Origin of the sequence: Streptomyces sp. URMC 127 (genome assembly GCF_051386535.1) — a bacterium.
Classification (GTDB): Bacteria; Actinomycetota; Actinomycetes; order Streptomycetales; family Streptomycetaceae; genus Streptomyces.
The window spans coordinates 1-16596 of record NZ_JBPQTW010000064.1 but is presented as its reverse complement, the minus strand read 5'-3'; the positions used below and the strand labels follow the sequence as shown (position 1 = coordinate 16596).

The following is a 16596-nucleotide window of genomic DNA, read 5'->3' as shown; positions in this document are numbered from 1 at the left end:
ACTTGGACAGCGCGTCGGCTGAAGCAGGCACTCACCCAAGCCCTGCTGACCACACCGGCGCGCTCCCCTCGCTTGCCTCACGGCACGAGGGGTTTTTTGTTGCACTAGAACGTGACAGACCCTCCCAAACCGCCCTCCGCTCCACCCGGCAGATGCCGACGAACCCCCTTCGAGTCCCCCTCGAACCGTCGCGTGAAGCCGATCGAACCCCCGTCGAATCCTTCGAGAAGAGAATGTCGATGACCGAGCAGGCCACCGGAGCCCACCATCCGCAGCCGCGGGCCCGCGGCGCGGCGCAGCAGCCCGCCACCGTCGAGCACGTCACGGGCGCGCAGTCCCTCATCCGCTCGCTGGAGGAGGTCGGGGCCGAGATCGTGTTCGGGATCCCGGGCGGGGCGATCCTCCCCGCCTACGACCCGATGATGGACTCCTCGAAGGTCCGCCACGTCCTGGTCCGCCACGAGCAGGGCGCGGGCCACGCCGCGACCGGATACGCCCAGGCCACCGGCAAGGTGGGCGTCTGCATGGCCACCTCCGGCCCCGGCGCCACCAACCTCGTCACGCCGATCGCCGACGCCCACATGGACTCCGTCCCGCTGGTCGCCATCACCGGCCAGGTCGCCTCCAAGTCGATCGGCACGGACGCCTTCCAGGAGGCGGACATCTGCGGCATCACCATGCCGATCACCAAGCACAACTGGCTGGTCACCGACCCCGCCGAGATCCCCCGCACCATCGCCGAGGCCTTCCACGTCGCCTCCACCGGCCGCCCCGGCCCCGTCCTCGTCGACATCGCCAAGGACGCCCTGCAGGCGCAGACCACCTTCAGCTGGCCGCCCCACACCGACCTGCCCGGCTACCGCCCGGTCACCAAGCCGCACTCCAAGCAGATCCGCGAGGCCGCCAAGCTGATCAGCCAGGCCTCCCGCCCGGTGCTCTACGTCGGCGGCGGCGTCCTCAAGGCCCGCGCCACCGCCGAGCTGAAGGTCCTCGCCGAGCTGACCGGCGCCCCCGTCACCACCACCCTGATGGCCCTGGGCGCCTTCCCCGACAGCCACCCCCAGCACCTGGGCATGCCCGGCATGCACGGCTCGGTCGCCGCCGTCACCGCCCTGCAGAAGTCCGACCTGATCATCGCCCTCGGCGCCCGCTTCGACGACCGCGTCACCGGCAGGCTGGACTCCTTCGCCCCGTACGCCAAGGTCGTCCACGCCGACATCGACCCCGCCGAGATCGGCAAGAACCGCGCCGCCGACGTGCCGATCGTCGGTGACGCCCGCGAGGTCATCGCCGACCTGATCGTCGCCCTGCAGACCGAGCTCGCCGAGGGCCGCGGCGGCGAGGCCGCCCGCGAGCGCTACGCCGCCTGGTGGCAGGACCTCGACCGCTGGCGCGAGACCTACCCGCTCGGCTTCGACCAGCCCGCCGACGGCAGCCTCGCCCCCCAGCAGGTCATCCAGCGCATCGGGCAGCTCGCCCCGGAGGGCACGATCTACGCCGCCGGCGTCGGACAGCACCAGATGTGGGCCGCGCACTTCATCGGCTACGAGCAGCCCGCCACCTGGCTCAACTCCGGCGGCGCCGGGACGATGGGCTACGCGGTGCCCGCCGCGATGGGCGCCAAGGCCGGCCTGCCCGACCGCACCGTGTGGGCGATCGACGGCGACGGCTGCTTCCAGATGACCAATCAGGAACTGGTCACCTGCGCGCTCAACAACATCCCCATCAAGATCGCCATCATCAACAACGGCGCCCTGGGCATGGTCCGCCAGTGGCAGACCCTGTTCTACAACCAGCGCTACTCCAACACCGTGCTCCACTCCGGCCCGGAGGCGGACGGCACCGAGGCCTGCGCCGGCACCCGCGTCCCGGACTTCGTCAAGCTCTCCGAGGCCATGGGCTGCGTCGGCCTGCGCTGCGAGCGCCCGGAGGACCTGGACGCCGTCATCCAGCAGGCCAACGCCATCAACGACCGTCCGGTCGTGGTCGACTTCATCGTCCACCAGGACGCCATGGTCTGGCCGATGGTCGCCGCCGGCACCTCCAACGACGAGATCCTCGCCGCGCGCGGAGTCCGCCCGGACTTCGGCGACGGCGAGGACGACTGAGGGACCGCGAGAAGCGAGAAGAGAGAGAACGAGCAGATGACCAAGCACACGCTCTCCGTCCTGGTGGAGAACACCCCCGGCATCCTCACCCGGATCGCCGCCCTGTTCGCCCGCCGCGGCTTCAACATCGACTCCCTCGCCGTCGGCGTGACCGAGCACCCCGACATCTCCCGCATCACCATCGTCGTCAACGTCGAGTCGCTGCCGCTGGAGCAGGTCACCAAGCAGCTCAACAAGCTCGTCAACGTGCTGAAGATCGTGGAGCTGGAGGACAGCCAGGCGATCCACCGCGAGCTCGTCCTGGTGAAGGTCCGCGCCGACAACGAGACCCGCTCCCAGATCGTCGAGATCGTCCAGCTGTTCCGCGCCAAGACCGTCGACGTCTCCCCGGAGGCCGTCACCATCGAGGCCACCGGCGGCAGCGACAAGCTCGGCGCCATGCTCAAGATGCTGGAGCCGTTCGGCATCAAGGAGCTGGTGCAGTCCGGGACGATCGCCATAGGGCGCGGCGCGCGGTCCATCACGGACCGCAGCCTGCGCGCGCTGGACCGCTCGGCCTGAGCGCCCGTCCGGCCCCATCCGGCCGGAACCGGCTCATCCGTATACCGAGACCTGAAATCCTTCCCCCGCCCGCCCGTCATACGGTGGGACGCACCACCGGACAACCGGAAACAAGGAGATACCCCAACGTGGCTGCCGAGCTCTTCTACGACAACGACGCCGACCTGTCCATCATCCAGGGCCGCAAGGTCGCGGTCCTCGGCTACGGCAGCCAGGGCCACGCCCACGCGCTGTCCCTGCGCGACTCGGGCGTCGACGTCCGCGTGGGCCTGCACGAGGGCTCCAAGTCCAAGCAGAAGGCCGAGGAGCAGGGGCTGCGCGTCGTCACCCCCGCCGAGGCGGCGGCCGAGGCCGACGTCATCATGATCCTCGTCCCGGACCCGATCCAGGCCAAGGTCTACGAGGAGTCCGTCAAGGAGCACCTCAAGGACGGCGACGCGCTGTTCTTCGGCCACGGCTTCAACGTCCGCTTCGGCTTCATCAAGGCCCCGGCCGGCGTCGACGTCTGCATGGTCGCCCCCAAGGGCCCGGGCCACCTCGTGCGCCGCCAGTACGAGGAGGGCCGCGGCGTCCCGTGCATCGCGGCCGTCGAGCAGGACGCCACGGGCAACGCCTTCGCCCTGGCCCTCTCCTACGCCAAGGCCATCGGCGGCACCCGCGCCGGCGTCATCAAGACCACCTTCACCGAGGAGACCGAGACCGACCTCTTCGGCGAGCAGGCCGTCCTGTGCGGCGGCGCCTCGGCGCTGGTGAAGGCCGGCTTCGAGACGCTGGTCGAGGCCGGCTACCAGCCCGAGATCGCGTACTTCGAGTGCCTCCACGAGCTCAAGCTCATCGTCGACCTGATGTACGAGGGCGGCCTGGAGAAGATGCGCTGGTCGGTCTCCGAGACCGCCGAGTGGGGCGACTACGTCACCGGCCCGCGCATCGTCACCGACGCCACCAAGGCCGAGATGAAGAAGGTCCTCGGCGAGATCCAGGACGGCACCTTCGCCAACAACTGGATGAAGGAGTACCAGGCCGGCCTGCCCAAGTACAACGAGTACAAGAAGGCCGACGAGGACCACCTGCTGGAGACCACGGGCAAGAAGCTGCGCAAGCTGATGAGCTGGGTGGACGACAAGGAGTAGGCGGCCGCGCCGTCCCGCGGCGGCCCGCCCGGTGATTGGGGGCGAAGCCCGCGCGAGCCCGCGACGAGCGCCGATACACTGCACACCAACAAGCGCGTACCAGGCTCACAGCGTCGTGCGTCTTCCACGCGGCTGCCTGCCCCCTTCACCGCCTTCGGCCGTCGGGACGGCCGTCCGCCAAGGACCAGTGAGGAACCCGTGAGCACTGCTTCGCCCCGCAAGCCCGTCGTCCTGATCGCCGAGGAGCTCTCCCCGGCCACCGTCGACGCCCTCGGCCCCGACTTCGAGATCCGCCACTGCAACGGCGCCGACCGCGCGGAGCTCCTGTCCGCCGTCGCCGACGTCGACGCCATCCTGGTCCGCAGCGCCACCAAGGTCGACGCCGAGGCCATCGCCGCCGCCGGGAAGCTGCGCGTCGTCGCCCGCGCCGGCGTCGGCCTGGACAACGTGGACGTCTCCGCCGCCACCAAGGCCGGCGTGATGGTCGTCAACGCCCCGACGTCCAACATCGTCACCGCCGCCGAGCTCGCCTGCGGCCTGCTCATCGCCACCGCCCGCAACATCCCCCAGGCCAACTCCGCGCTGAAGAACGGCGAGTGGAAGCGCTCCAAGTACACCGGCGTCGAGCTCTCCGAGAAGACCCTCGGCGTCGTCGGCCTCGGCCGGATCGGCGTGCTCGTCGCCCAGCGGATGTCCGCCTTCGGCATGAAGGTCGTCGCCTACGACCCCTACGTCCAGCCCGCGCGCGCCGCCCAGATGGGCGTCAAGCTCCTCACGCTCGACGAGCTGCTGGAGGTCGCGGACTTCATCACCGTCCACCTGCCGAAGACGCCCGAGACGCTCGGCCTCATCGGCGACGAGGCCCTGCACAAGGTCAAGCCCGGCGTCCGCATCGTCAACGCCGCCCGCGGCGGCATCGTGGACGAGGCCGCGCTCGCCTCGGCCCTCAAGGAGGGCCGCGTCGCCGGCGCCGGCCTCGACGTCTACGCCTCGGAGCCGTGCACCGACTCCCCGCTCTTCGAGTTCGACAACGTGGTGGCCACCCCGCACCTCGGCGCTTCCACGGGCGAGGCCCAGGAGAAGGCCGGCATCGCCGTCGCCCGCTCCGTGCGGCTCGCCCTCGCCGGGGAGCTCGTGCCGGACGCGGTCAACGTCCAGGGCGGCGTCATCGCCGAGGACGTCAAGCCCGCCCTGCCGCTGGCCGAGAAGCTCGGCCGGATCTTCACGGCCCTGGCCGGCGAGGTCGCCGTCCGGCTCGACGTCGAGGTCTACGGCGAGCTCACCCAGTACGACGTCAAGGTCCTGGAGCTGTCCGCCCTCAAGGGCGTCTTCGAGGACGTCGTCGACGAGACGGTCTCCTACGTCAACGCCCCGCTGTTCGCGCAGGAGCGCGGCGTCGAGGTGCGGCTGACCACGAGCTCCGAGTCGGCCGAGCACCGCAACGTCGTCACCGTGCGCGGCACCCTCGCCGGGGGCGACGAGGTCTCCATCTCCGGCACGCTGGCCGGCCCGAAGAACCAGCAGAAGATCGTCGCCGTCGGCGACCACGACGTGGACCTGGCCCTCGCCGACCACATGGCGTTCTTCCGCTACGCCGACCGCCCCGGCGTCGTCGGCACCCTGGGCCGCATCCTCGGCGAGGCCGGCATCAACATCGCCGGCATGCAGGTCTCCCGCGCCACGGAGGGCGGCGAGGCGCTCGTCGCCCTCACGGTCGACGAGTCGGTCACCCCGCCCGTCCTGTCGGAGATCGCCGACGAGATCGGCGCGACGTCGGCGCGCGCGGTGAACCTGACGGACTGACGCGGCCCGGGGTTCGGGGCCTCATGCGGGGCACCGTCCCGTGTGGCGCCCCGTGCGCTTCCGCCGGGCGCCGCGGCTCTCCTAACCTTCCGGCTATGGGTACAGCGGCTGGGAGGCACAGCGGCACGAGCGCGGGGCCACGCGGTGGCGCCCGGATCCGGACAGGGTCCGCTCCCCGGGGCGGACGGCACGACCGGTCCCCCGCCGGGCCGGGCGGACCCGGTCCGGCCGTCGTACTGGAACAGCCCGCGGCTCCGGCGCCCGCGCCGTACCTCCGGATCGCCGCCGAACTCCGCGCCCGTATCGCCTCCGGCGAGATACGTACGGGCGAAAAGGTGCCCTCCGTCCGGCAGATCGCCCTGGAATGGGGCGTCGCGACGGCCACGGCCGGCAAGGTGCTCTCGGTGCTCCGCGCGGAAGGCCTCGTGCGGGCCGTGCCGGGCGTCGGCACCGTCGTGGGGACCGGCACGGGGCCGCCGCCCGGCCGCCCGAACGGCGCGCTGCGCACGCTCACCCGCGACCGCATCGTGCGGACCGCCGTCGCGCTGGCGGACGTCCACGGGGCGGCGGCCCTGTCCATGCGCGCCCTCGCCGCCGAACTCGGCGTCCCCCCGATGGCGTTGTACCGGCACGTGCCGGGCAAGGACGACCTCGTCGCTCTGATGGCGGACGCGGCCTTCGCCGAGTGCCGCCTCTCCGGCAGCGTCCCGGCCGGCTGGCGCGGCCGCTTGGAAGCGGCCGCCCGGCACCAGTGGGCCCTCTACCGGCGCCACCCCTGGCTGCCCCGGGCGGGGCTTCCCGCAGCCGCCGCCGGCCTCGTGGAATGGGCCATGGCCCCGGCGCTCCGCCGGGGCCTGGAACCCGCCGCGGTGACCCGCACCGCGGCGGCAGTCACCGGCTACGTGCGCGGCATGGCCGTGAACCTGGCGGACGGAGCCGACGCCGCCGCTCTCGACGCGGCCTTCGGCTTCGGCCTGGCCCGCCTCCTGGACGGCCTGGCGGTGTACGTGGAACAGCACACCGGCGGCACGTAGGAGAGCATGGCTTCCGCCTGCGGCCGAGGGCTGCACGGGGCCTCGCCCCCGGCCGCGAGGTCACCGCCGCCGCAGCGCCGTCAGCGTGACCGCCGCGGACAGCAGCAGGACCGCCGCGCCGCCGACGGCGGCGAGGTTCATGCCGTGCGTGAAGGCCTCGCGGGAGGCGGTGAGGACGGCCTCGCCCACCCGCCCCGGCAGCTGCGCCGCGACCGCCGCGGCCCCGCCGAGCGTCTCGCGGGCGGCGTCCACCGCCCCGTGCGGCAGGTCACCGGGCAGCTCGCCGGTCATGTCGCGGCGGTAGACGGCTACGCCCGCGCTGCCGAACAGCGCCATGCCCAGCGCGCCGCCGAGCTCCTGGCCGGTCTCCAGTACGGAGGCCGCGCTGCCGGCCTTCTCGGGCGGGGCGGCGCCGAGCGCCATGTCGGACACCACGGCCATCACCGCGACGATGCCGCAGGCGATGACCGCCGCCCCGGTCAGCATCAGCGCGAGGGAGTCCGTGCCGGCGCAGGTGAGCAGCCCGTAGCCGGCGGCCGCGACGACGAAACCGGCGGCCATCACGTACGCCTTGGGGAACTTCTGCCCGGCCGCGGCGGCGAGCGGCGCGACGCAGCCGACCGCGACCGAGGGGATCGCGCCCCACAGCGCCGCCTCCAGCGGCCCCTTGCCGAGCACGGACTGCAGGTACTGCGTGCTGAAGTAGGCGGAGCCCATCATGCCGAACGTGGCGAGGGTGTTGATGCCGACGCCCGCCCCGAACACGCGGTGCCGGAACAGCTCACGGCTCACCATCGCGTCGCCCCGGCTGCGCTGGCGCCGCACGAACGCGACGCCGAGGAGCAGGCCCGCGGCCACGCACGAGGCGGGGGCGAGCGCGAACCCGCCGGCCGCGATCTCCTTCACGCCGTAGATGACGGGGACGACCGAGCCCAGCGACAGCGGCACGCTCAGGAAGTCGAAGCGCCCCGGGGCCGGGTCCTTGAATTCCGGGACGAGCAGCGGCACCAGCACCAGCAGCAGCACCATCGCGGGCACGTTGACGAGGAAGGCCGAACCCCACCAGAAGTGGTCCAGCAGCAGCCCGCCGAGGACCGAGCCGAGCGCGATGCCGCCCGCCATCGCCCCGGACCAGATGCCGACGGCCTTGCTGCGCTGCTGCTCGTCGTGGAACAGGTTGCGCACCAGCGCCATGGTCGAGGGCATCAGCGTGGCCCCGCCCACGCCCAGGACGGCGCGCGCGGCTATCAGCATCTCCGCGCTCTGCGCGTACGCGGCGGCCACCGACGCGGCGCCGAAGGCGAGCGCCCCGGCCAGCAGCAGCTTGCGGCGCCCGATCCGGTCGCCCAGCGAACCCATGGTGATCAGCAGCCCGGCGAGCGCGAAGGCGTAGCTGTCGAAGATCCACAGCTGCTGGGTGCCGGTCGGCTCCAGCTCCCGGCTGATGGCCGGCATGGCGAAGAAGAGGACGGAGACGTCCATCGAGACCAGGAGGAGGGGCAGCAGGAGGACGACGAAGGCCGTCCATTCCTTGCGCCCCGCGAGGGCGCGGGCGGGCGAAGCCGCCGGAGACACAGAAGGAGGCATGGGGGAGGGCGTCATGGGCAGGACTATACGCACGTCTTAAACGCTTGTCTATGACGCTTGTATAGGACGGTCGTCTGGGACGTGTGTATGGCTACGGCTACGCTGCCGCCATGGGACATCGCGAAGATCTGCTCGAAGGTGCCAAGCGCTGCCTGCTCGACAAGGGCTGGACGCGCACCACGGCGCGCGACATCGTGGCCGCCTCGGGGGCGAACCTCGCCTCCATCGGCTATCACTACGGTTCGAAGGAAGCGCTCATGATGGAGGCGTTCCTGCAGCTGACCGTGGACTGGGCCGAGGGGGCGGCGCCCGTCATCGCCGCCGCGGCGGATCCGGACGCGCCGCGCGAGGACCGCCTCGCCGCCACGCTGGACCGGGTGATCGCGGGCTTCGCGAACGACCGTGCGTTCTGGTCGGCGCAGCTGGAGGTGATCGGTCAGCTGGTCAAGAATCCCGAGCTCAAGGAGAAGTTCGCCGCGGTGCAGCCCGCCGGCCGCGAGGGCATGGTGGCCCTCTTCGAGGGCGTCGACGACAGCGAGGTCGGCCCGGGGGCGACGCGTACGGTGGGCGCCTTCTATCACGCCCTGTTCATAGGGCTGTGGATGCAGTGGCTCATCGACCCGGAGGCGGCGCCGACCGGCAAGGAGATCGTCGAGGGTGCCCGGCGGGCGCTCGCGGGCACGGTGCTGAACGCCCCGGAGGAGGCGGGCCGCTGACGGAGCGTGCTGCCGGGCCCGCCCCGCGCCGGGCTCAGCGGTAGGAGTCGATCAGGCGCGCCAGGTGGCGCCCCGCGATCAGGAGGGGCTCCTCGTCCCGGGCGACCTGGGCTGTGAGCTCGGCGCCCTCCAGGGTGTTGACGACCGTGTGCGCGAGCTCCAGGGCGTCCTGTGCGCCGAAGCCGCAGGCGAGGAGCTTGTCGCGCACGAGGCCCCGCCACCGCTCGAAGGCCTCGGCCGCCGCCTGCTGGATCCCGGGGGCGTGGGCGGCGGTTCCCAGGGAAGTGGCCGTGACGGGACAGCCGTCCAGCCAGTCGGAGGCGCGGAGTTCGGCCGCGACCTCCTGTGCCACAGCGAGCACCGCCTCGGCCGGGTCCGGCCGGCTCTCCAGTGCCCTGCGCAGCATCTCGGCGAACTCCCGGTCGCCGTGCCGGATCGCCTCGGTGGCCAGCTCCTGCTTGCCGCCGGGGAAGAAGTGGTAGACCGAGCCGAGCGTCGCCCCGGCCTCCCGGGAGATCTGCTTGATCCCGGTGCCCTCGTAGCCCTGGCGCTGCATCAGCCGCGCCGTCGCGCGGACGATCCGCTCGCGCGTGCCGAGTTCCGCGCCGGGGGCCGCGGCCGGGGCGTCCTGCTGCTCTGAAGTGGTCCTCACCTTCCCAAGAATATAGGTAGAGCGTTCGTTCTAGCGGTGTGCTACGTTGCTCCTGTCGCTAGATAGAGCGTTCGTTCTAGAGGGGTGGATTCATGATGTCCGCGAACAAGGCAGCAGCGGTGACCGTCATCGGCCTCGGCCCGATGGGTCAGGCGATGGCAGGGGCGTACCTCGATGCGGGCTACGAGGTGACGGTCTGGAACCGCACGGCCGCCAAGGCCGCCGCTCTCGTCGCACGGGGCGCGCACCAGGCGGACACCGCCGAAGCGGCGCTGGCCGCGAACGAGCTGGTGGTCCTGAGCCTCACCGACTACGACGCGATGTACGCGATCCTGGAGCCCGCCGCCGGCGCCCTGCGCGGCCGGGTGCTGGTGAACCTGACCTCGGACACCCCGGAGCGGGCGCGCGAGGCCGCCGCCTGGGCCGCCGGGCACGGGGCCGAGCACCTCACCGGCGGGGTGCAGACCCCGCCCTCCGGGATCGGCTCCCCTGAGTCGTCCACCTTCTACAGCGGCCCCAAGGAGGTCTTCGAGGCGCACGAGGCCGCTCTGAAGGTGCTCACCGCCACCGACTACCGCGGCACGGACCCCGGCCTGGCCGCGCTGTACTACCAGATCCAGATGGACATGTTCTGGACCGCGATGCTCAGTTACCTGCACGCCACCGCGGTCGCCGCGGCCAACGGCATCACGGCGCAGGAGTTCCTGCCGTACGCACAGTCCACGATGGCCTCGCTCCCGGGCTTCCTCGCCTTCTACGCCCCGCGCGTCGACGCCGGCAACCACGAGGGCGACGTCGACAAGCTCGCCATGGGCGTCGCGAGCGTCGAGCACGTCCTGCACACCGCGGGCGCTTCGGGTGTCGGCACCGCGCTGCCCGCCGCGGTCCTGGAGGTCTTCCGGCGCGGCATGGAGCGCGGATACGGGGGCGGCAGCTTCACCCGTCTGATGGAGGTGTTCCGCGAGGGCTGAGCCGGGGGCGCGGGGCGGCTGCTGCGGGTGCGGGGATATGGGCGGAACATGGCCGGATTGCTCGTAGCCCGCAGCGCGAAACAGGCTTGGACTGGATGAACCGGATGTAGAGGACAACAGTCCGAACGCCTGGAAGGAAGCCCATGACCGACACCGGGACCCGGTCCACCAGTACGCCGGCCCCCTCCTTCCCCAGCGACCGCACCTGCCCCTACCAGCCGCCGGCGGGCTACGACACCCTGGCCGGCCGCGGACCGCTCACGCACGTCACCCTGTACGACGGGCGCGTGGTGTGGCTGGTGACCGGCCACACCGAGGCCCGCTCCCTGCTCACGGACCCCCGCGTCTCGTCCGACCGCCGGAATCCGGCCTTTCCCGTCTTCGCCCCGCGCGCCGAGGACCAGGCGTCGGTGGTCGTCCCGCTGCTGGGCGTCGACGACCCCGAACACGCCCGCCAGCGCCGCATGCTGATCCCGCGCTTCACCGTCAAGCACGCCAACGCCCTGCGGCCCCGCATCCAGCTGATCGTCGACGGCCTCATCGACGCCATGCTCGCCAAGGGCAGCAGCGCCGAACTCGTCTCGGCGTTCTCCCTGCCCGTGCCGTCCATGGTGATCTGCAGCCTGCTGGGCGTCCCCTACGCCGACCACGACTACTTCGAGGGGCTTTCGCGGCGGATGCTGAGCGCCCCGACCTCCGCGGAGGCCGTCGCCGCGCGCGACGACCTGCGCGACTACCTCCACCGCCTCGTGGCCCGCAAGGAGGCCGAGCCCGGCGAGGGGCTGCTCGACGAGCTCATCGCGGAGCGCCTCTCCGACGGCCAGGTCGACCGCGACGAACTCGTCATGATGGCGATGCTGTTGCTGATAGCCGGCCACGAGACCACGTCCAACATGATCTCGCTCGGCGTGTACACGCTCCTCGAACACCCCGAGCAGCTCGCCGCCCTGCGCACCGACCCCGGCCTCATGCCCACCGCGGTGGAGGAGCTGCTGCGCTTCCTCTCCATCGCCGACGGCCTCATACGGGTCGCCACGGAGGACATCGAGATCGCCGGGCGCACCGTGCGCGCGGGCGACGGCATCATGATCGGTACGTCGATCGTCAACCGCGACGCCGCCGCGTACCCCGAACCCGGCGCCCTCGACGTCCGCCGCTCGGCCCGCCACCACGTCGCCTTCGGCTACGGCGTCCACCAGTGCCTGGGGCAGAACCTGGCCCGCGCCGAGATGGAGATCGCCCTCGGCACGCTCTTCACCCGTATCCCGGACCTGCACCTCGCCGTTGCTCCGGACGAGGTGCCCGTGAAGCCCGGTGACACCCTGCAAGGCCTCTTCGCTCTCCCGGTCGCCTGGTGAGCCCGTCGAAACGGAATCCGCCATGAGTTCTCTTCGCGTCTCCATCGACTCCGACGTCTGCATCGGCGCGGGCCAGTGCGTGCTGACCGCACCGAGCGTCTTCGACCAGGACGACGACGGCTTCGGCCTCGTCCGCCCGGGCCGCGAGGACGGCGGAGGCGACCCGCTCGTCAAGGAGGCGGCGCGCGCCTGTCCCGTCCAGGCCATCACCGTGGAGGAGGGCTAGCAGGAGGGCCGGCGCCGGGCGGTGCGGGCGCAGGAGGAGCAACGGGCCCGGTCCGCGCGGAGGCGCTACAGGCGGGCCGCCTTCAGAGCCATGTGCAGCAGCAGCCGGCCCTCGCCCTCGTCCAGGTCCAGCCCGGTGAGCTGCTCCACGCGCGCCAGGCGGTAGTACAGCGTCTGCCGGTGGATGCCCAGGGCGGCCGCCGTGCGCCCGGCCTGCCCCGCGCAGTCGAGGAAGACCTCCGCCGTGCGGGCCAGTTCCGCGTGGGCCGGTGCCAGCAGGGGGCGCACGGAGGTGTCCTCCGCGGCCCCGGCCGGCAGCGCGGCCAGCACGCGGTACGGGCCGATCTCCCCCCACTCCGCCACCGGCCCCAGGCGGGGCTCCGCCGCCGCGGCCCGGGCCGCCGCCAGCGCCTCGCGCCAAGCCTCCGGCAGCTCCGCGAGGCCCCGGCGCGGGGCGGCGACGCCCGCCGTGCCGCGCCGCCCGCCCGCCCCCGCGCGCGGGGAGCGCAGCAGCCGCTCCGCCGCCGTGCGCGCCGGGGCGACCGCCGTCGTGGTCCGCAGCCGGACCAGCGCGGCCAGCGCCGCCGGGCCTTCCGGGAGCGGGTCCGGGACGGCGCACAGCGCCGCCACCCCCGACTGCCCCGCCAGCGCCGACCCGATTCCGTCGGGCGCGCCGTGATCGGCCTCCCCGTGCTCGCCGTCGCCCAGCGCCCACGGGACCACCGCGACCAGCCCCAGGGGCCCGTCCGCCGCCTGTCCCATCGCCTCGCGCAGCGCGGCCGCCGCGGCGTCGCGCCCCGCGGGCCGCCCGGCCAGGACCTCCCGCAGCAGCTCGCCCAGCTCCGCGCCGGCCCGCGCCTCGGCGGCCAGCAGCTCGCCGATCCGGGCGGCCGTCTCCATGGCCTGGGCCAGCCGCGGGTCCGCGTACGGGACGGCCAGGTCCAGGCCCGCCAGGTGCTCGTCGTCCAGCAGCCACACGTAGCCGTGCACCACGCCGCGGTGGCGCACGGGCAGGCAGATGCGGCCCTTGAACACGCCCGCCGCGGGGTCCGGCGGGATCCGCAGCGGCGACTGCGCCCGCGCGATGCCGAACGCCTCGAACCACGCACGGACGGCCGCCGTCGACCGGCGCTGCAGGATCGAGCGGGTTCGCACCGGGTCCATCATCACGTCGAGGTCGTCCTCGCCGCCGTGGGCGCCGAACGCGATCAGGACGAAGTCCCGGTCCTCCAGCGTCGCCGGGGCACCGAGCGCCGCCGATATCTCGTCGACGAGGTGCTGATAGTCACCGCGCATGGCCCCGCCACGCTCCTTCCCCCGCTCCGTGCGGCCGCCCGGCCCACCGCCGGTGCGGCCTTCGGGTTCGCAAATTGTCCCGAATTCGACCCAAGGTTCTATGTGCAGGGCACCATTGTCATACATGTGTCTGAGATCCGGGCCACGGATGCGTGACAGCTGTCGATGGCTCACGATCGAGGTGATCTCTAGTTTTCACGATGAGTTACTTATGCCGTCTCCCCGCGTGGGGACGACCGTCATCGTGGAGGTGCCCCGTGCTGGGTCCCGTGATCCTCGCTGCCTCGCGCAGCGACAAAATGCGCCGTTTCGTGTCGGCTGCCCCGGGCACCAAGCAGGTCGTCGACCGCTTCATCGCGGGGGAGACCGTCGACCAGGTCATTCCGATCGTGAAGGACGCCGCCGCCAAGGGGCTGGAGGTCACCCTCGACGTGGTGGGCGAGGACATCACCACCGTCGAGCAGTCCCACGCCGCCCGCGACGCCTACCTGGAGCTCATCGGCCGCCTGAAGGAGCTCGGCCTCGGCGAGCGCGCCGAGATGTCCGTCAAGCTCTCCATGTTCGGCCAGGCGCTGGAGGGCGGCCACGAGCTCGCCCTCGCCAACGTCCGCCCCGTCGTCGAGGCCGCCGCCGCCATCGGCACGACGGTTACGCTGGACGCGGAGGACCACACGACCCTCGACTCGATGTTCGCCATCCACGAGGAGCTCCGCAAGGACTTCCCGCAGACCGGCTGCGTCATCCAGGCGTACCTCTTCCGCACCGAGGACGACGCCCGCCGCCTGGCCGCGGCCGGCAGCCGGGTGCGTATCGTGAAGGGTGCGTACAAGGAGCCCGCCTCCGTCGCGTACCAGGACAAGGCAGAGATCGACAAGGCGTTCGTCCGCATCGTCAGGATCCTCATGGCAGGTGAGGGCTACCCGATGATCGGCTCGCACGACCCGCGTCTGATCGCCATCACACAGGAGCTGGCCCGGCAGGCGGGCCGCAAGCTCGACGAGTACGAGTTCCAGATGCTCTACGGCATCCGCAGCGAGGAGCACGTCCGCCTGGCCGCCGAGGGCCACCGGATGCGCGTCTACACGGCCTACGGCACCGACTGGTACGGCTACTTCATGCGCCGCCTCGCCGAGAAGCCCGCCAACCTGCTGTTCTTCGCCCGCTCCATCCTCACCAAGGGCTGAGCCGCCCCCCACACCCCCCGCAGAGCCCCGAAGGAGACACGGAACCCATGGACGCTGTGACCCAGGTCCCCGCCCCGGTCAACGAGCCGGTCCACGGCTACGCCCCCGGCAGCCCCGAGCGCGCCCGCCTGGAGGCCAAGCTCAAGGAGCTGGCGGCGAACCCGATCGACCTGCCGATGACCATCGGCGGCGAGAAGCGCATGGGCGGCGGCGAGCCGTTCCAGGTCGTCCAGCCGCACAACCACTCCGCCGTCCTCGGCACCTTCCGCCACGCCACCACCCAGGACGCCCAGGACGCGATCGACGCCGCGCTCGCCGCCGCCCCGGCCTGGCGCGCGATGTCCTTCGACGACCGCGCCGCGATCATCCTGCGCGCCGCCGAGCTGCTCGCCGGCCCCTGGCGCGAGACGCTGGCCGCCTCCACCATGCTCGGTCAGTCCAAGACGGCCCAGCAGGCCGAGATCGACACCCCCTGCGAGCTCGTCGACTTCTGGCGCTTCAACGTGCACTTCGCGCGCCGGATCCTCGCGGAGCAGCCGGTCGCCAACTCCGCCGGCGTGTGGAACCGCAGCGACCACCGCCCGCTGGAGGGCTTCGTCTACGCGATCACGCCGTTCAACTTCACCGCCATCGCCGGCAACCTGCCGACCGCCCCCGCCCTCATGGGCAACGTGGTCGTCTGGAAGCCGTCCCCCACCCAGACCCACGCCGCCGTGCTGCTCATGCAGCTCCTGGAGGAGGCCGGTCTGCCCAAGGGCGTCATCAACCTGGTGACCGGCGACGGCATCGCCGTCTCCGAGGTGGCCCTGAACCACCCCGAGCTGGCCGGCATCCACTTCACCGGCTCGACCAAGACCTTCCAGTACCTGTGGAAGACGGTCGGCAACAACATCGAGAAGTACCGCTCCTACCCGCGCCTGGTCGGCGAGACCGGCGGCAAGGACTTCGTCGTCGCCCACCCGAGCGCCGACCGCGCCGTGCTGAAGACCGCCCTGACCCGCGGCTCCTTCGAGTTCCAGGGCCAGAAGTGCTCCGCCTCCTCCCGCGCCTACATCCCCCGCTCCATCTGGGAGGACGGCTTCAAGGAGGAGTTCGCGGCCGAGGTCGACGGCATCGCCATGGGTGACGTCACCGACCTGTCGAACTTCATCGGCGCCGTCATCGACGACCGCTCCTTCGCCAAGAACAAGGCCGCGATCGACCGGGCCAAGGCCGACCCGAGCTGCACGATCGTCGCCGGCGGCACCTACGACGACTCGGTGGGCTACTTCGTCCGCCCGACCGTCATCGAGTGCACCGACCCGGAGAACGAGGTCTTCACGACCGAGTACTTCGGCCCGATCCTCGCCGTCCACGTCTACGAGGACGCCGACTTCGACGCGATGCTGCAGCAGATGGAGTCCGTCTCGGCGTACGCCCTGACCGGCTCGGTCATCGCGAACGACCGCGCCGCGGCCGCCGACGCCATGGCCAAGCTGCGCTTCGCCGCCGGCAACTTCTACATCAACGACAAGTCGACCGGCGCCGTGGTCGGCCAGCAGCCCTTCGGCGGCGGCCGCGCCTCCGGCACCAACGACAAGGCCGGCGCGGCCTCCAACCTGACGCGGTGGATCTCCACCCGCTCCATCAAGGAGACCCTGGTCCCGCCGACCGACTACCGCTACCCGCACATGGGCTGATCCGGCCCCGTAGCGGCTCGTCGCCGCCTCTCCCGCCCCCGTCCGGCTCCCCAGCCGGGGGGGGGCGGAGCCGTTTTCCGCGGCGGAGCTGCTTTCGGTGGGGCGGGCCGCTCCGCTCCGCCGTCTCAGATAGTAGGAAGCCCGAGTAATTCTGCAGACAGCGCGGTACAGCTGTCCTAGCGTGGAAGAAGCCGAGCGCGCGCTCCATCGAGCGACAAGCGGTTGCGGCCCCGTGCGCGAGCGCAGGCGATCCCTGCGGCACCGCGGCCCCCGCCCTTCCCCGGCGCTCCTC

The 16596-nt window shown here is 72.1% G+C and carries 14 protein-coding genes; 11 read left to right on the top strand and 3 right to left on the bottom strand.

Annotated elements, in window-relative coordinates; all coding sequences use genetic code 11:
* The first annotated feature begins 239 nt into the window (after positions 1 to 239).
* The 5 genes from ACSNOH_RS16025 to ACSNOH_RS16005 all read left to right on the top strand — a co-directional run bounded on the left by ACSNOH_RS16025 (position 240) and on the right by ACSNOH_RS16005 (position 6636).
* Positions 240 to 2108, top strand: a complete 1869-nt coding sequence (locus ACSNOH_RS16025) for an acetolactate synthase large subunit (RefSeq protein ID WP_436722003.1) — start codon at positions 240 to 242, stop codon at positions 2106 to 2108.
* A 36-nt stretch (positions 2109 to 2144) separates the two neighbouring features.
* Positions 2145 to 2669: an acetolactate synthase small subunit gene (ilvN, locus tag ACSNOH_RS16020; protein ID WP_030368133.1), complete on the top strand. Its 525-nt coding sequence runs from the start codon at positions 2145 to 2147 to the stop codon at positions 2667 to 2669.
* 128 nt (positions 2670 to 2797) lie between these two features.
* Positions 2798 to 3799, top strand: coding sequence for a ketol-acid reductoisomerase (gene ilvC / locus ACSNOH_RS16015; RefSeq protein WP_436722002.1), 1002 nt, complete (start codon positions 2798 to 2800; stop codon positions 3797 to 3799).
* A 198-nt stretch (positions 3800 to 3997) separates the two neighbouring features.
* Positions 3998 to 5602: a phosphoglycerate dehydrogenase gene (serA, locus tag ACSNOH_RS16010; RefSeq protein ID WP_436722001.1), complete on the top strand. Its 1605-nt coding sequence runs from the start codon at positions 3998 to 4000 to the stop codon at positions 5600 to 5602.
* 236 nt (positions 5603 to 5838) lie between these two features.
* Positions 5839 to 6636, top strand: coding sequence for a GntR family transcriptional regulator (locus tag ACSNOH_RS16005; RefSeq protein ID WP_436722015.1), 798 nt, complete (start codon positions 5839 to 5841; stop codon positions 6634 to 6636).
* Between the two features lie 60 nt (positions 6637 to 6696).
* Here ACSNOH_RS16005 and ACSNOH_RS16000 read toward each other — a convergent pair whose 3' ends face one another.
* Positions 6697 to 8223: an MFS transporter gene (locus tag ACSNOH_RS16000; protein ID WP_436722014.1), complete on the bottom strand. Its 1527-nt coding sequence runs from the start codon at positions 8221 to 8223 to the stop codon at positions 6697 to 6699.
* A gap of 110 nt (positions 8224 to 8333) precedes the next feature.
* On the opposite strand from ACSNOH_RS16000, the gene ACSNOH_RS15995 reads away from it, so the two are divergent.
* Entirely contained in the window at positions 8334 to 8939 is a 606-nt protein-coding gene (locus ACSNOH_RS15995; protein WP_436722000.1) for a TetR/AcrR family transcriptional regulator, read from the top strand.
* Between the two features lie 34 nt (positions 8940 to 8973).
* Here ACSNOH_RS15995 and ACSNOH_RS15990 read toward each other — a convergent pair whose 3' ends face one another.
* Positions 8974 to 9591, bottom strand: coding sequence for a TetR/AcrR family transcriptional regulator (locus tag ACSNOH_RS15990; protein ID WP_436721999.1), 618 nt, complete (start codon positions 9589 to 9591; stop codon positions 8974 to 8976).
* Between the two features lie 92 nt (positions 9592 to 9683).
* On the opposite strand from ACSNOH_RS15990, the gene ACSNOH_RS15985 reads away from it, so the two are divergent.
* From ACSNOH_RS15985 to ACSNOH_RS15975, 3 genes are all read left to right on the top strand, one after another.
* On the top strand, positions 9684 to 10562 hold the full coding sequence (locus ACSNOH_RS15985; RefSeq protein ID WP_436721998.1) for an NAD(P)-dependent oxidoreductase: 879 nt from the start codon (positions 9684 to 9686) through the stop codon (positions 10560 to 10562).
* A 143-nt stretch (positions 10563 to 10705) separates the two neighbouring features.
* A complete protein-coding gene (locus ACSNOH_RS15980; RefSeq protein ID WP_436721997.1) occupies positions 10706 to 11920 on the top strand; it encodes a cytochrome P450 in 1215 nt (404 codons plus the stop codon).
* A 22-nt stretch (positions 11921 to 11942) separates the two neighbouring features.
* Positions 11943 to 12146 (top strand): ferredoxin, encoded by a 204-nt coding sequence (locus ACSNOH_RS15975; protein ID WP_436721996.1) that lies wholly within the window; start codon positions 11943 to 11945, stop codon positions 12144 to 12146.
* A gap of 65 nt (positions 12147 to 12211) precedes the next feature.
* Here ACSNOH_RS15975 and ACSNOH_RS15970 read toward each other — a convergent pair whose 3' ends face one another.
* On the bottom strand, positions 12212 to 13441 hold the full coding sequence (locus tag ACSNOH_RS15970) for a PucR family transcriptional regulator (protein WP_436721995.1): 1230 nt from the start codon (positions 13439 to 13441) through the stop codon (positions 12212 to 12214).
* Between the two features lie 257 nt (positions 13442 to 13698).
* Here ACSNOH_RS15970 and ACSNOH_RS15965 point away from each other — a divergent pair, with 257 nt between their 5' ends.
* Together ACSNOH_RS15965 and pruA are read left to right on the top strand one after the other, a co-directional pair.
* Positions 13699 to 14625 (top strand): proline dehydrogenase family protein, encoded by a 927-nt coding sequence (locus ACSNOH_RS15965; RefSeq protein WP_106680056.1) that lies wholly within the window; start codon positions 13699 to 13701, stop codon positions 14623 to 14625.
* Positions 14626 to 14672: 47 nt separating this feature from the next.
* On the top strand, positions 14673 to 16304 hold the full coding sequence (gene pruA / locus ACSNOH_RS15960; protein WP_436721994.1) for an L-glutamate gamma-semialdehyde dehydrogenase: 1632 nt from the start codon (positions 14673 to 14675) through the stop codon (positions 16302 to 16304).
* Positions 16305 to 16596: the final 292 nt, after the last annotated feature.

What these genes read in the sequence shown, in the direction of transcription:
- ACSNOH_RS16025 (WP_436722003.1), top strand. Translation starts at nt 240, where the DNA reads ATGACCGAGCAGGCCACCGGAGCCCACCATCCGCAGCCGCGGGCCCGC.
- ilvN (WP_030368133.1), top strand. Translation starts at nt 2,145, where the DNA reads ATGACCAAGCACACGCTCTCCGTCCTGGTGGAGAACACCCCCGGCATC.
- ACSNOH_RS16000 (WP_436722014.1), bottom strand. Translation starts at nt 8,223, where the DNA reads ATGCCTCCTTCTGTGTCTCCGGCGGCTTCGCCCGCCCGCGCCCTCGCG.
- ACSNOH_RS15995 (WP_436722000.1), top strand. Translation starts at nt 8,334, where the DNA reads ATGGGACATCGCGAAGATCTGCTCGAAGGTGCCAAGCGCTGCCTGCTC.
- ACSNOH_RS15985 (WP_436721998.1), top strand. Translation starts at nt 9,684, where the DNA reads ATGATGTCCGCGAACAAGGCAGCAGCGGTGACCGTCATCGGCCTCGGC.
- ACSNOH_RS15980 (WP_436721997.1), top strand. Translation starts at nt 10,706, where the DNA reads ATGACCGACACCGGGACCCGGTCCACCAGTACGCCGGCCCCCTCCTTC.
- ACSNOH_RS15975 (WP_436721996.1), top strand. Translation starts at nt 11,943, where the DNA reads ATGAGTTCTCTTCGCGTCTCCATCGACTCCGACGTCTGCATCGGCGCG.
- ACSNOH_RS15970 (WP_436721995.1), bottom strand. Translation starts at nt 13,441, where the DNA reads ATGCGCGGTGACTATCAGCACCTCGTCGACGAGATATCGGCGGCGCTC.
- pruA (WP_436721994.1), top strand. Translation starts at nt 14,673, where the DNA reads ATGGACGCTGTGACCCAGGTCCCCGCCCCGGTCAACGAGCCGGTCCAC.